Raw genomic sequence first — 13133 nt, 5'->3', positions numbered from 1 at the left:
TTGCTTCGCCAGGCGCTGCTTCGTCAGCAGCAGAGAAACGAGATTATGTAGATCTTTTCGTTTCCCGTCAACAGGGCAGCGCACTTTTTTTCGTCGCCGCAGTGCCGGTCAAACTGCCCCGCCACTACCCCCTGCCAACCCCGCAACCCGCGCCGCGCCTGCCTTGCAGGCCCGCTGTCGTGTTGCGAGGGGGCGAATATTAGGGGACTTTGGCGGCCTTGGCAATACCTTTGTCACAGAAATATGGCGAGGCGCAGGATTGCCCACTTCGGTCACCGATGCCGGAAGTTGGCGGCCCGCTTTTCGACGAAAGCGGCCATGCCTTCCTTCTGGTCTTCGGTGGCGAAGGTGGCATGGAATAGCCGGCGCTCGAAGTGCACACCCTCGGCCAGGCTGGTCTCGTACGCCGCGTTGATCGATTCCTTGATCATCATGACCACCGGCAGCGAGTAGGTAGCGATGGTCCTGGCCGCTTCCAGCGCCTCGTCGACCAGCTTGTCGGCGGGCACGACGCGCGACACCAGCCCCGCGCGCTCGGCTTCCGCCGCGTCCATCATGCGCGCGGTCAGGCACAGGTCCATGGCCTTGGCCTTGGACACCGCCCGCGGCAACCGCTGGGTTCCGCCAGCGCCTGGCATGGTGCCCAGCTTGACTTCGGGCTGGCCGAAGCGGGCGGTCTCCGCGGCGATCACGATGTCGCACATCATGGCGAGCTCGCATCCCCCGCCCAGCGCATAGCCGGCGACGGCCGCGATCACGGGCTTGCGGATGCGGCGGATGGTTTCCCAGTTGCGGGTGATGTAGTCCCCCTTGTACACGTCCATATAGGTGTACTGGGCCATCATGCCGATGTCCGCGCCGGCAGCGAACGCCCGCTCGCTGCCGGTGATCACGATGCAGCCGATCGCCTCGTCCTGGTCGAATGCCATCAACGCCGCGCCCAGTTCGTCCATCAGGGTGTCGTTGAGCGCGTTCAGCGCCTTTGGCCGATTGAGCGTGACGAGCCCCACGCGGTCCCGGGTCTCCACAAGGATCGTTTCGTAAGCCATACGTTCTCCGTTGGATTGGTTCGGATGTTCTGGCGCCGACGCGGCGTGGCGGTATTTGAGCATAGAACCCGGTGGGGCCGGCACGGTTTCAGGGCAACGCGACGCTCATGCCGCCATCGGCCATGACGACCGCGCCCACGATATAGCTGGCCTTTTCCGATGCCAGGAACGCGATCACCTCGGCGATCTCCCGCGGCTGGGCGGCGCGCCGAATCGGCGCCTTCTTGCCGTGCTCGCTCAGGAATGCCGGTCCGCCCCCCGCGAGATGATTGGTGATGTTGGTCACCACATCGCCGGAGCCGACCGCGTTGACGCGGATACCGTGCTCGATCGCCTCCAGCGACAGCGCGCGCGTCAGTTGCGCCAGCGCGCCCTTGGACGCGGCATAGGCGGCGATCTGCGGAAACGCCTGATAGCAGGCGTAGGACCCGACGTTGACGATGGCGCCGGACCCGGCCGGGACCATCGCCCGCATGGCCTCCCGCGAGAACAGGAACGCGCCGGTCGCGTTCACCGCCTGGATGCCGTTCCAGTCGTCGAGCGACATGTCGATCAGCGGCTTGTTGATGATGATGCCGGCGTTGTTGACGAGGATGTCCAGCCTGCCGAACCGCTCCATGGCGGCGGCGACCGCCCGGCTAGCGCTTTCTTCCTTCGCCACGTCGGCGGCTAGCGGCACCAAACCCGGCCGCTCGAGCCGGCCGATATCGTCGCTGCGGTCCACCGCGACGACGCGGGCGCCCTGCCCGTGCAGCAGTTCGGCCGTAGCGAGCCCGATGCCGCTGCCGGCGCCGGTAATGATGGCGACCTTGCCGGCGAACGCGCCGGTCTGTTCCTGAGGGGATGTCATGGCGTTGCTCCTGGGTGCGTTGAGAGGAAACTGCATGGCTCAGTACGGGCTGGCCGTCGGCCGCACGATGATCTCGCTGACGTCGACGTCGGCCGGCTGCTCCACCGCATACGCGATGGCGCGGGCGATGGCATCCGGCGTGATGGCGATGCGGCGGAATTCGCGCATCGCGGAGCGCGCGACGTCGTCCGAGATGGTGTCGGCCAGTTCGGACTCGACCACGCCCGGGCTGACGACGGTCACGCGGATCTTGTCGGTCTCCTGGCGCAGGCCATCGGAGATGGCGCGGACCGCGAACTTGGTGGCGCAGTACACGGCCGCCGTGGGCGAGACCGCGTGGCCGCCGATGGACGAGATGTTGACGATCTGGCCCACGCCTTGCCGCTCCATCGTCGGCAGCACCGCAGCGATACCGTGCAGCACGCCGCGCACGTTGACGTCGATCATCCGGTCCCACTCGTCGAGCTTGAGTGCGTTCAGGGGCGACAGCGGCATCACCCCGGCGTTGTTGACCAGCACGTCGATGCGGCCGAACGATTCCAGCGCGAAGCGGGCGAACGCGTCCATGTCTTGCGCGGAGGTGACATCCAGCGCCCGATAGAGCACGGTGCCGCCCGCGGCCTGCAGCGAGCCGGCGAGTTCCTCGAGGCGTTCGGTGCGCCGGGCGCCGATGACGAGGCGATGCCCCTGTGCGCTGAGCAGGCGCGCCGTGCCTTCCCCAATGCCGCTGCTGGCGCCGGTGATCAGGATGACCTTCGATTCTGCCGTTTGGGTTGCCATTGCATACTCCTATTGATGGATCGGTTGGGACGGCACCGTGGACAGCGGGCCGCCGCCGGCCTCGTGTCCGGCTTGCCGTCGGGCGAGCGGGACTGTTCGTCGCCCGGTGATGCAATGGTAGGTACGGGAGCCGCGCGGGCAAATACACGGTCCGATGCCGGTATTGCCTATTTCTATCGAGGCCCGTGCGCGGCGATGTTGTGCCGCTAGAATGGCGGCAACCGAAGCGAAGGGAGGAACCGTGTCGACCGTCATCGACTCCGCACAGGCGCGCATGATCAGGCTGCTCCAGCGGCTGGCCCCGAACGAGGGCTATACGCAGTCGGCGCTGGACAGCGTCCGGCTGATGCGCTCGGACCGTCCGCTGGGGCGCACGCCCGTGCTGTACGAGCCGAGCATCGTCATCGTTTGCCAGGGCCGCAAGATCGGCTTCCTGGGCGAGGAGGTTTACGTCTATGACGCCCAGCACTACCTCGTGCTGTCGGTGCCGCTGCCCTTCTCGACGGAGACGCAGGCGTCCCCCGCGGAACCCATGCTGGCGGTCTCCGTGCGCCTGGACCTGATCGAGCTGACCGAACTGATCTCCCAGATCGATGCCGCCGGGCATCACGCCGCGGCGCCCGCCGCCGGCATCGTGTCCACGCCGCTGGACGGCGCGCTGGCCGATGCGACCCTGCGGCTGCTGCAGTCCCTGACCTCGCCCGTCGATGCGCAGATCCTCGGGCCCGCGATCGTGCGGGAGATCTGCTACCGGGTCCTGACCGGCGAACAAGGCGGCGCGATGCGGGCGGCGCTCGCGCACAACGGCAGGTTCGGCCGCGTGGCGCGGGCCCTGAAGAAGATCCATACCGAATTCGCCGGCCCGCTGAACGTGTCGGGACTGGCCGAGGAAGCAGGCATGAGCGTCCCGGCCTTCCACGCCAACTTCCGCGCCGTCACGCAGACTTCGCCGATCCAGTACATCAAGTCCACGCGACTGCACCATGCCCGCCTGCTGATGATCCGCGATGGCGCGACGGCGGCCTCGGCCGCGGCCCGCGTCGGCTACGAGAGTGCCTCGCAGTTCAGCCGCGAGTTCAAGCGGCTGTTCGGGCGGACACCCGTGGACGAGGTGCGGGACATGCGCGAGTCGTTCACCCTGTCGCCGGCCGTCACGCCGGAAGAGCTGCAATGGCAAGGCGAGGCGCAGGCGCCGGTTGCAGAGAGAGTCCGTGCCGGGCGCGCCAGCGCCGGCGCCTCCCGACCGCGGGCAAGCGCCTGAGCGGGGGCCCGGGGGCAGATTCCGGGGTGGAAGAGCGGCCGCACAACCCGCCCTACGGCCTCGCGATTGATGCTAAGATTGCCCGACCGACTGGTCGGTTAATTAAGAATATGGCCGATGACGGCACACCGTCATCCCGGAACCATATCGATATCGGCAGGAGACAAGCCATGAACGAAGCGCCCGCACCAGCCAGCCTGTCGTCAGGCCCCGTGCTGCTGGCCTGGCAGGACCACGTTGCGACCATCACGCTGAACCGCCCGGAAAAGCTCAACAGCTTTACCCGGGAGATGCACGCCGCGCTGCGCACCGCGCTGGACCACGTCGAGGCCGGTGGCGCCCGCGCGCTGATCCTGACGGGCGCCGGCCGGGGCTTCTGCGCCGGCCAGGACCTGGCCGACCTGGACTTCACGCCCGGCCGCATGACGGACCTGGGCGACCTGATCGACTCGCATTTCAATCCGCTGATCCGCCGCCTGCAGGCGATGCCGCTGCCGGTGATCGCCGCCGTCAACGGCACCGCCGCGGGCGCGGGCGCCAATCTGGCCCTCGCCTGCGACATCGTGCTGGCCGCGCGTTCGGCCTTCTTCATCCAGGCCTTCGTCAAGATCGGGCTGGTGCCGGACTCGGGCGGGACCTGGTTCCTGCCCAAGCGGCTGGGCATGGCGCGCGCGCTTGGCCTGGCGATGACCGGCGACAAGCTCAGCGCAGATGAGGCCGAGAAATGGGGCCTGATCTGGGAGGCCATGGACGATCCGCTGCTGCCCGAGCAGGCACTGGCGCTGGCCGCCCAGCTGGCGGCCCAGCCCACACGGGCGCTCGCCGCGATCAAGCGGTCAATGTATGCCAGCGCCACGCAAACCCTGGACGCGCAGCTCGACATGGAGCGCGACCTGCAGCGCGAGCTGGGCCAGTCGCAGGACTACGCGGAAGGGGTCAACGCCTTTCTCGAGAAGCGCGCGCCCCGCTTCACCGGCCGATAGCGCCGCCGCTTCGCCCACATCCAGCAGGAGACCAGCTTGACCGAAGATCCACAAGCCCTGGCCCAGGCGGCGGCCGCGAGCATGTATGACGCCGACACGTGCAGCCGCTGGCTGGGCATGACGATCGAGGCGATCGGCCCCGGCTACGCGCGACTGTCGATGCCGGTGCGCGATGAATTCCTCAATGGCCATGGCATCTGCCATGGCGGCCTGATGTTCACGCTGGCCGATTCGTGCTTCGCCTTTGCCTGCAACAGCCACAACATCAACACGGTGGCCGCCGGCTGCAGCATCGAGTTTCTCAAGCCCGTGCAGGGCGGCGACGTGCTGACCGCGGAGGCCACGGAACAGGTCCTGTCCGGGCGGCACGGCATCTACGACATCCGGGTCACCAACCGCGGCGGCGACGTCGTCGCCATGTTCCGCGGCAAGTCCGCCCAGATCAAGGGACAGGTGGTGGCAAGGCCCGAGCCGGCCTGAACCGGACGCCCGGAACGCCAGCCACACCAACCAACACCGCCTTCGCGCAGGAGACATCGATGAGCACGCGCCTGACCGATCTGCCCCTGGAGCCGATCGAGACCGCCAGCCGCGACGAGCTGCAGGCATTGCAGCTGCAACGCCTGACATGGTCGCTGACCCACGCCTACGAGAATTCGCCGGTGTACCGCCGCAAGTTCGACGCCGCCGGCGTGCACCCCGGCGATCTGCGGTCGCTGGCCGACCTCGCGCGCTTTCCCTTCACCACCAAGCACGATCTGCGCGAGAACTACCCCTTCGGCATGTTTGCCGTGCCGCAGGACCGCGTGGCGCGCATCCACGCGTCCTCCGGCACCACCGGCAAACCCACGGTGGTGGGCTATACGCTGAAGGACATCGATACCTGGGCCACCGTGATGGCGCGCTCGATCCGCGCGGCCGGCGCCCGCCGCGGCGACAAGGTGCATATCAGCTATGGCTACGGGCTGTTTACCGGGGGCCTGGGCGCCCACTACGGCGTGGAAAAGGCCGGGCTTACCGCCATTCCGTTCGGCGGCGGGCAGACCGAGCGGCAGGTGCAGCTGATCCAGGACTTCAAGCCCGAGGTCATCATGGTGACTCCCAGCTACATGCTGGCGATCGCCGACGAGTTCGAGCGGCAGGGCATCGACCCGGCCACCACGTCGCTGCGCGTGGGCATCTTCGGCGCCGAGCCGTGGACGCCGGAAATGCGCGCGGCCATCGAGAAGCGCATGAACATCTCGGCGGTCGATATCTACGGGCTGTCGGAAGTGATGGGACCGGGCGTGGCCAACGAGTGCGCGGAGACGAAGGACGGGCCCACGATCTGGGAAGACCACTTCTATCCCGAGGTGATCGACCCGAACACGGGCGAGGTGCTGCCGGACGGCGAGTTCGGCGAGCTCGTGTTCACCTCGCTGACCAAGGAAGCGCTGCCCATCGTGCGCTACCGCACCCGGGACCTGACGCGCCTGCTGCCGGGCACCGCGCGCGCGGCCTTCCGCCGGATGGAAAAGATCACGGGCCGCTCCGACGACATGATGATCATCCGCGGGGTCAACGTGTTTCCCTCGCAGATCGAGGAACTGATCCTGAAGCACGCCGAGCTCGCCCCGCACTATCAGTGCGTGCTCACCAAGGACGGTCATCTGGACGTGCTGACGGTGCGCGTGGAATGCGCGCAGGGCAGCGAGCCGGACCGCGCCCATCAGGCGCGCGCCACGCTCACGCACGAGATCAAGACTTATATCGGCGTGAGCGTGGGCATCGAAGTGCTGCCCTCGGGCGGGATCGAGCGCTCGGTGGGCAAGGCGCGGCGCATCGTCGATCAGCGCCCGCGCTGAGCGCCGGCGCCGCCGAAGCTCAGCCGCGCGGCATCAGCACCCACATCCGGCCGCCCTGCTTCATGCGGCCGGCCGTTTCGCCGGCGGCATCGCCCGCGCCCCAGAAGAAGTCGGCGCGCACGCCGCCCTTGATCGCGCTGCCCGTGTCCTGCGCGAACATCAGCCGCTGGATGGGCTCGGCCGACAGCGGCCGGGTGGTGGACAGGAACACCGGCACGCCCAGCGGAATGGTGGCCGGATCCACGGCGATCGAGCGCTCCGCGGTCAGCGGCACGCCCAGCGCGCCGATCGGGCCATCGTTGCTGGAGGGCAGCTCGCGGAAGAACACGAAGCGCGGGTTCACGTTGAGCATCTCCTCCACGCGGCCGGGGTTGGCCCTGGCCCATGCCTTGATGCCCTGCATGGTCGCCTGCGCCGGCGTGATCTCGCCCCGGTCCAGCAGCCATTTGCCGAAGGAGCGGAACGGCTGGTCGTTGGTGCCGCCATAGCCGACCCGCATCACCGTGCCATCGGTCAGGCGGATGCGGCCAGAGCCCTGGATCTGCAGGAAGGCCGCCTCCACCGCGTCGTCGACCCACACCAGTTCATGGCCGCGCAGCGCCGGGTTCTGCAGCAGGGCGGCGCGCGGGGGCAGCGGCTTGTTGCCCAGCTGCGCCGGCCTGCGGTATAGCGGCACCTGGTAGGCGCCCTGGCGCGTGCGCGAGCCGCGCAGCACGGGCTCGTAGTAGCCGGTCACCAGTCCGCTGTCGGTGCCGTCGCCGTTGAGCACGCGATAGGGCTGGAAATTCGACTCGAAGTAGCTGCGCATCGCGTTCAGGTCGCCGGCATCCACCATCAGCCCGGCCGCGCAGACGCGCCCCCATTCCGCGCGCTTCTTCAGCGCGTGGCAGCTCGCCTGCAGCGCGGGCCAGGCCGCGCGCACGTCGTCCTGCGTCCAGCCGCCGATCTCGTTCCAGGTGGCGGGCTGCAGTTGCCCCTTGGCCCCGGACACCGGCGGCACCGGCGTGGTCGGAGCCGGCGCGCCCTCGATGCGCGGCGGGGGGCCGCTCATGCAACCGGCCAGCAGGGCCGCGGCAACGGACAGCGCCAGGCCGGCGCACCGGCGGGCGCGTCGGCCCGGAACGAAGGTGGAAAGCGGGAATGCGCAGCGGTAGTTCGCCAGTTCGGAAGTTGCCATCTTGCTCGATACGAGGATGCTTTAAGTCGGATTCGGTAAGGGGCGCGCGCGGCCATGCGCGCATGCGGATGCCGGCAGGCGATGCCCTACAATGCCGGACGTCGCCCCAAGGGGCAGCCCAGAGGCGTGCGTGGCGCGCCCGGACGCGGAGTACTCATGAGCGAATTCTTCGAAGCGCACCCGATGCTGCTGTTCGGCCTGGAGGCCCTCATCGCGCTGTGCCTGCTGGTCTTTATCGTGGTCTGGACCATGGGCACCGCCAAGAAGAACCCGCGTCCCTCGCGGGCGCCGGCCGATCATCCGTCGCGCCGCGCCGAGGGCGCGCCCAACGCCGCCGGCGACACCGGGAGCGGCACGGAGGCGCAGCCGGCCCAGAAGCAGGACAGCCCGCCCGCGCCGTAGGTTCCGCGCGCGGCGCTCGCCACGGCGCAGGCTCAATGGAGCATGCGCGGCAGCACCAGCGCGAATTCCGGAATGGGGACTTCGAAGCGATGGCCGTCCTCGGCCACGCAGAAATACTCGCCCTTCATGGACCCGACCGGCGTGGAGATGGTGGCCCAGCTGGTGTATTCGAAATGCTCGCCCGGCTTGAGCAGGGGCTGATGCCCCACCACGCCGAGCCCGGCCACTTCCTGCGTGGCGTTGTCGCTGTCGGTAATCACCCAGTGCCGCGAGATCAGCTGCGCGGCCACTTCACCGGTGTTGCGGATCGTGATCGTATAAGCGAAGGCATGGCGTCCGCGGTCGGGTTCGGACTGGTCCGGCAGGTACTGCGTGCGCACGGACACGGAGAAGGCGTACTCGCTCATGGCGGTGGGGGCTTGGGGCTTCGTATGGGTAGCCGCATTGTGCGGCAAGGGCTGGGGTGCGGCAAGTCGCGCGGCCCGCCGGCAGGCCGGGCCCGAGGCGGCGTAAAATACCGCCCTTTCGCGGCAAGCCTTGTCCGGAATCTGGCCGAGCGCCGGAAATCCGGCCGGCCGGGGCACGGCAGGCCCGCCCTCGCCGAGCCGATACCGCGCCGCCGCGACAACGTTCAACCACCGCATTTCCCCGAATACCGCGACACACGCCATCACGCCCGGAACACGCCATGAGCACGCCCGCCTTTCGCATCGCCCCGTCCATCCTCTCCGCCGACTTTGCCCGCCTGGGCGAGGAGGTACGCCGCGTCACCGAGGCCGGCGCCGACTGGATCCACTTCGACGTGATGGACAACCACTACGTGCCCAACCTCACGGTCGGCCCGCTGGTGTGCGAGGCGATCCGGCCCCACGTGACCGCCCCCATCGACGTGCACCTGATGGTGCGCCCGGTCGACCGCATCATCCCGGACTTCGCCAAGGCCGGCGCGAACATCATCACCTTCCACCCCGAGGCGAGCGACCATATCGACCGCTCGCTGGCGCTGATCCGCGACCACGGCTGCCAGGCCGGCCTGGTCTTCAATCCGGCCACGCCGCTGCACCATCTGGACCACGTGATGGACCGGCTCGACGTCATCCTCCTGATGTCGGTCAACCCGGGCTTCGGCGGCCAGTCGTTCATCCCCGAGACGCTGAACAAGCTGCGCGCCGTGCGGACGCGGATCGACGAATACACCGCGCGCACCGGCCGCACCATCCTGCTGGAGGTCGACGGCGGGGTGAAGGTCGACAACATCGCCGAGATCGCCGCGGCCGGCGCAGACACCTTCGTGGCCGGCTCCGCGGTATTCGGCAAGCCCGACGCCGACGGCGGCTACCGCGGCATCCTGTCCGCGCTGCGCGCGGAACTGGCCAAGGCCGGCCAATGATCGGCGGCGCGGCGGTGGAGCGCACGGCCGGACGCGGCCGCTGGAGCGGCGTGCGCGGGGTGATCGTCGACCTGGACGGCACCATGGTGGACACCGCGGGGGACTTCCACGCGGCGGTCAACGCGATGCTGCTGGCGCTGATGCACCAGCATCCGGGCCACGGCGAGATCGCGCCGATGTCGCAGCAGGAGATCGTCAGCTTCGTCGGCAAGGGATCGGAAAACCTGATCCGCCGCGTGCTCGACGCGCGCTTTCCGCCCGCGCAGGCCAATGGGCTGTTCGCCGACGCGCTGGCGCACTACAACCGCGAGTACCTGCGCATCAACGGCCAGTTCGCCGCGGTCTATCCCGGCGTGCAGGAAGGCCTGGCGGCGCTCAAGGGCGCCGGCCTGCGGCTGGCGTGCGTCACCAACAAGCCCCACAGCTTCACCGAACCGCTGCTGGCCAAGACCGGCCTGGCGCCGTATTTCGAGCTGGTCTACGGGGGCGACGCCTTCGCCTTCCGCAAGCCCGATCCCCTGCCGCTGCTCAAGGTCTGCGAGGCCTTCCGCCTGCAGCCGGCGGACATGCTGGCCATCGGCGACTCCGAAAACGACGCGCAGGCCGCCCGCGCGGCGGGCATGGGAGTGCTGCTGGTGCCATATGGATACAACCACGGCAATCCTGTACAAGCCGTCGACGCCGATGGTATAGTCGACTCGCTCGTCAAGGCCGCAGAGCTGCTGGCCGCACATTGAGCCCCGGCTCAAGGCACCGACGACGCACCTCCCACCAAATCGCTGAACCCGTCGCTGGACACGATTTCATGTTTCTGAACCGCAAGCGTATCTTTACTGACAGTGATCGGCAGGCCTGGCCCTGGCGTCGCTGGCGTGCCTTCCAAAAGGCGTAAAGTACGTTCGCGAGTTTGCTGACGGTTCCTGAACCCCGCACCAGCCCAGCCATGGGCCGCGGGGCCGGGCCGGCGGACCGGTAGCTCGCCGGCACACCGCCGGCATCCGTCCCGCCCTCTTCCGCAGTTCGCATACCAGTCCGCAAGGCGCCAGCCCGCGGCCGTGCCAACCACAGCGTCGGCGTCCGGCCCGAGCGAACGGCGCGCCCTGCCGGCGCCCACGACGTACTTCTACGCCCCCAACGGCCGCGCGCGGATGTCCGCGCCACGGCCACCTGCGGGGCGGGTCACAGACCTTCCAGCCCCTTTGCCGACATTGCCGCGGCGCTTGCGACGCGGCTCAAGAGGATCGACATGACCGAACTGGAATTCAAATCGCTGGCGGACCAGGGCTACAACCGCATCCCCCTGATCGCGGAGGCCCTCGCGGACCTCGAAACGCCGCTCTCGCTCTATCTGAAGCTGGCGCAGTCGCAGACGCGCGGCGTCAACACCTTCCTGCTCGAATCGGTGGTGGGCGGCGAGCGCTTCGGCCGCTATTCCTTTATCGGGCTGCATGCGCGCACGCTGCTGCGCGCCTACGGCGAGCGCACCGAGGTGGTGACCGACGGCAAGGTCGTCGAGACCCACGAAGGCAATGCGCTGGACTTCATCGCCGCCTTCGAGAAGCGCTTCAAGGTCGCACTGCGGCCGGGCCTGCCGCGCTTCTGCGGCGGCCTGGCGGGCTACTTCGGCTACGACGCGGTGCGCTATATCGAGAAGAAGCTCGCCGGCACGCAGAAGCCCGACGACCTGGGCCTGCCCGACATCCAGCTGCTGCTGTGCGAGGAGCTGGCCGTCATCGACAACCTGTCCGGCAAGCTCTATCTGATCGTCTACGCCGACCCGACCACGCCCGAGGCGTATGCGCGCGCCCGCCAGCGCCTGCGCGAGCTGCGCATGAAGCTGCGCCAGCCGGTGGACGTGCCGGTGACGAGCCCCTCGGTGCAGACGGAGGTCTATCGGGAATTCGACAAGGCCGACTATCTGGCGGCCGTGCACAAGGCCAAGGAATACATCGTGGCCGGGGACATGATGCAGGTGCAGATCGGCCAGCGCCTGATGAAGCCCTACCGCGACGCCCCGCTGTCGCTGTACCGCGCGCTGCGCTCGCTGAACCCGTCGCCCTATATGTACTTCTACAACTTCGGCGACTTCCAGATCGTGGGCGCCTCGCCGGAGATCCTGGTGCGGCAGGAAACGCGGCGCACCGCGGCGGAAGCGCGCGAAGACCACATCGTCACCATCCGTCCCCTGGCCGGCACCCGCCCGCGCGGCAACACGCCCGAGCGCGACGCCCAGCTTGCCACCGAGCTGCTGAACGACCCCAAGGAGATCGCCGAGCACGTGATGCTGATCGACCTGGCGCGCAACGATATCGGGCGCATCGCCCAGACCGGCACGGTCAAGGTCACCGACAAGATGGTGATCGAGAAATACTCGCACGTGCAGCACATCGTCAGCTCCGTGGAAGGCACGCTCAAGGACGGCATGAGCAACCTTGACGTGCTGCGCGCCACCTTCCCGGCCGGCACGCTGTCGGGCGCGCCGAAGGTGCGCGCGATGGAGATCATCGACGAACTGGAGCCGCGCAAGCGCGGCATCTACGGCGGCGCGGTCGGCTATCTGTCCTTCGGCGGCGAGATGGATCTGGCCATCGCCATCCGCACCGGCATCGTCAAGGACGGCAATCTCTACGTGCAGGCGGCCGCCGGCATCGTCGCCGACTCGGACCCCGAGGCGGAATGGAGGGAGACCGAAGCCAAGGCGCGCGCGGTGATCCGCGCGGCGGAACAGGTCCAGGACGGCCTGGACTCCGACTTCTGATCCGGACCAGTCAAGACAAGCGAGGAACGGCCATGCTGCTGATGATCGACAACTACGATTCGTTTACTTACAACCTCGTCCAGTACTTCGGCGAACTTGGCGCCGACGTGCGCACCTATCGCAACGACGAAATCACGCTGGAAGAGATCGAGGCGCTCAAGCCTGACCATATCTGCGTCTCGCCCGGTCCGTGCAGCCCCAAGGAGGCCGGCATCTCGGTCGCGGTGCTGCAGCACTTCGCCGGCAAGGTGCCGCTGCTGGGCGTGTGCCTGGGCCACCAGGCCATCGGGGAAGCCTTCGGCGGCGAGGTCGTCCGCGCGCAGCAGGTGATGCACGGCAAGGTCAGCCGCATCGAGACCACGCAGCAGGGCGTGTTCGCCGGCTTGCCGAAGCAGTTCGACGTGACCCGCTATCATTCGCTGGCGATCGAGCGGGAGACGCTGCCCGACTGCCTCGAGGTGACGGCGTGGACGCCGGACGGCGAGATCATGGGCGTGCGGCACAAGACGCTGGCGGTCGAGGGCGTGCAGTTCCATCCGGAGTCGATCCTGTCCGAGCACGGCCATGCGCTGCTGGCAAACTTCATCAAGGCGCCGCGATGAGACGCCTTGACGCACCGCTCTCGACCGTATCGACTGT

At 68.3% G+C, this 13133-nt stretch carries 14 protein-coding genes; 9 read left to right on the top strand and 5 right to left on the bottom strand.

Annotation, left to right across the window (positions count from 1 at the left end):
- Positions 1-272: 272 nt before the first annotated feature.
- The 3 genes from LDO27_RS23815 to LDO27_RS23805 all read right to left on the bottom strand — a co-directional run bounded on the left by LDO27_RS23815 (position 273) and on the right by LDO27_RS23805 (position 2679).
- On the bottom strand, positions 273-1049 hold the full coding sequence (locus LDO27_RS23815; RefSeq protein WP_222209403.1) for an enoyl-CoA hydratase: 777 nt from the start codon (positions 1047-1049) through the stop codon (positions 273-275).
- An 88-nt stretch (positions 1050-1137) separates the two neighbouring features.
- Positions 1138-1899: an SDR family NAD(P)-dependent oxidoreductase gene (locus tag LDO27_RS23810; protein WP_222209405.1), complete on the bottom strand. Its 762-nt coding sequence runs from the start codon at positions 1897-1899 to the stop codon at positions 1138-1140.
- Positions 1900-1938: 39 nt separating this feature from the next.
- Positions 1939-2679 (bottom strand): SDR family oxidoreductase, encoded by a 741-nt coding sequence (locus tag LDO27_RS23805; protein ID WP_224044328.1) that lies wholly within the window; start codon positions 2677-2679, stop codon positions 1939-1941.
- A gap of 211 nt (positions 2680-2890) precedes the next feature.
- Between LDO27_RS23805 and LDO27_RS23800 the strand changes: the two genes are divergently transcribed.
- From LDO27_RS23800 to paaK, 4 genes are all read left to right on the top strand, one after another.
- Entirely contained in the window at positions 2891-3940 is a 1050-nt protein-coding gene (locus LDO27_RS23800) for an AraC family transcriptional regulator (protein WP_222209409.1), read from the top strand.
- A gap of 170 nt (positions 3941-4110) precedes the next feature.
- Positions 4111-4923 carry a 2-(1,2-epoxy-1,2-dihydrophenyl)acetyl-CoA isomerase PaaG gene (gene paaG, locus LDO27_RS23795; protein ID WP_224044326.1) on the top strand — a complete coding sequence of 271 codons (813 nt, stop codon included), beginning with the start codon at positions 4111-4113 and terminating at the stop codon, positions 4921-4923.
- Between the two features lie 36 nt (positions 4924-4959).
- Positions 4960-5403 carry a hydroxyphenylacetyl-CoA thioesterase PaaI gene (gene paaI, locus LDO27_RS23790; protein ID WP_222209413.1) on the top strand — a complete coding sequence of 148 codons (444 nt, stop codon included), beginning with the start codon at positions 4960-4962 and terminating at the stop codon, positions 5401-5403.
- A gap of 59 nt (positions 5404-5462) precedes the next feature.
- Positions 5463-6767 carry a phenylacetate--CoA ligase PaaK gene (gene paaK, locus LDO27_RS23785; RefSeq protein ID WP_224044324.1) on the top strand — a complete coding sequence of 435 codons (1305 nt, stop codon included), beginning with the start codon at positions 5463-5465 and terminating at the stop codon, positions 6765-6767.
- Positions 6768-6786: 19 nt separating this feature from the next.
- On the opposite strand, the gene mltA is transcribed toward paaK, so the two are convergent.
- Complete coding sequence (gene mltA / locus LDO27_RS23780) at positions 6787-7944, bottom strand: murein transglycosylase A (protein ID WP_224044322.1); 1158 nt, start codon at positions 7942-7944, stop codon at positions 6787-6789.
- A gap of 156 nt (positions 7945-8100) precedes the next feature.
- Between mltA and LDO27_RS23775 the strand changes: the two genes are divergently transcribed.
- A complete protein-coding gene (locus tag LDO27_RS23775; protein ID WP_224044320.1) occupies positions 8101-8346 on the top strand; it encodes a hypothetical protein in 246 nt (81 codons plus the stop codon).
- Between the two features lie 32 nt (positions 8347-8378).
- On the opposite strand, the gene apaG is transcribed toward LDO27_RS23775, so the two are convergent.
- A complete protein-coding gene (apaG, locus tag LDO27_RS23770; protein ID WP_222209422.1) occupies positions 8379-8753 on the bottom strand; it encodes a Co2+/Mg2+ efflux protein ApaG in 375 nt (124 codons plus the stop codon).
- A gap of 281 nt (positions 8754-9034) precedes the next feature.
- On the opposite strand from apaG, the gene rpe reads away from it, so the two are divergent.
- From rpe to LDO27_RS23750, 4 genes are all read left to right on the top strand, one after another.
- On the top strand, positions 9035-9736 hold the full coding sequence (gene rpe, locus LDO27_RS23765) for a ribulose-phosphate 3-epimerase (RefSeq protein WP_222209424.1): 702 nt from the start codon (positions 9035-9037) through the stop codon (positions 9734-9736).
- Positions 9733-10473, top strand: coding sequence for a phosphoglycolate phosphatase (gene gph, locus LDO27_RS23760; protein ID WP_222209426.1), 741 nt, complete (start codon positions 9733-9735; stop codon positions 10471-10473). The genes rpe and gph overlap by 4 nt, the downstream gene beginning before the upstream one ends.
- A 509-nt stretch (positions 10474-10982) precedes the next feature.
- A complete protein-coding gene (trpE, locus tag LDO27_RS23755) occupies positions 10983-12494 on the top strand; it encodes an anthranilate synthase component I (protein ID WP_224044318.1) in 1512 nt (503 codons plus the stop codon).
- Positions 12495-12526: 32 nt separating this feature from the next.
- Positions 12527-13096 (top strand): aminodeoxychorismate/anthranilate synthase component II, encoded by a 570-nt coding sequence (locus tag LDO27_RS23750; protein WP_222209430.1) that lies wholly within the window; start codon positions 12527-12529, stop codon positions 13094-13096.
- Positions 13097-13133 lie beyond the last annotated feature (37 nt).

It is taken from the genome of Cupriavidus respiraculi (genome assembly GCF_914271545.1).
In the GTDB taxonomy this organism is placed as follows: Bacteria; Pseudomonadota; Gammaproteobacteria; order Burkholderiales; family Burkholderiaceae; genus Cupriavidus; species Cupriavidus respiraculi.
Note: the sequence above shows the minus strand (reverse complement) of the source record. Positions and strands in the feature narration are given on the sequence as shown.

Bases quoted from the DNA above. Each gene is read 5' to 3' on its own strand.
- LDO27_RS23815 (WP_222209403.1), bottom strand. From the start codon at position 1,049: ATGGCTTACGAAACGATCCTTGTGGAGACCCGGGACCGCGTGGGGCTC.
- LDO27_RS23810 (WP_222209405.1), bottom strand. From the start codon at position 1,899: ATGACATCCCCTCAGGAACAGACCGGCGCGTTCGCCGGCAAGGTCGCC.
- LDO27_RS23805 (WP_224044328.1), bottom strand. From the start codon at position 2,679: ATGGCAACCCAAACGGCAGAATCGAAGGTCATCCTGATCACCGGCGCC.
- LDO27_RS23800 (WP_222209409.1), top strand. From the start codon at position 2,891: ATGGCGGCAACCGAAGCGAAGGGAGGAACCGTGTCGACCGTCATCGAC.
- paaG (WP_224044326.1), top strand. From the start codon at position 4,111: ATGAACGAAGCGCCCGCACCAGCCAGCCTGTCGTCAGGCCCCGTGCTG.
- paaK (WP_224044324.1), top strand. From the start codon at position 5,463: ATGAGCACGCGCCTGACCGATCTGCCCCTGGAGCCGATCGAGACCGCC.
- mltA (WP_224044322.1), bottom strand. From the start codon at position 7,944: ATGGCAACTTCCGAACTGGCGAACTACCGCTGCGCATTCCCGCTTTCC.
- LDO27_RS23775 (WP_224044320.1), top strand. From the start codon at position 8,101: ATGAGCGAATTCTTCGAAGCGCACCCGATGCTGCTGTTCGGCCTGGAG.
- apaG (WP_222209422.1), bottom strand. From the start codon at position 8,753: ATGAGCGAGTACGCCTTCTCCGTGTCCGTGCGCACGCAGTACCTGCCG.
- rpe (WP_222209424.1), top strand. From the start codon at position 9,035: ATGAGCACGCCCGCCTTTCGCATCGCCCCGTCCATCCTCTCCGCCGAC.
- gph (WP_222209426.1), top strand. From the start codon at position 9,733: ATGATCGGCGGCGCGGCGGTGGAGCGCACGGCCGGACGCGGCCGCTGG.
- trpE (WP_224044318.1), top strand. From the start codon at position 10,983: ATGACCGAACTGGAATTCAAATCGCTGGCGGACCAGGGCTACAACCGC.
- LDO27_RS23750 (WP_222209430.1), top strand. From the start codon at position 12,527: ATGCTGCTGATGATCGACAACTACGATTCGTTTACTTACAACCTCGTC.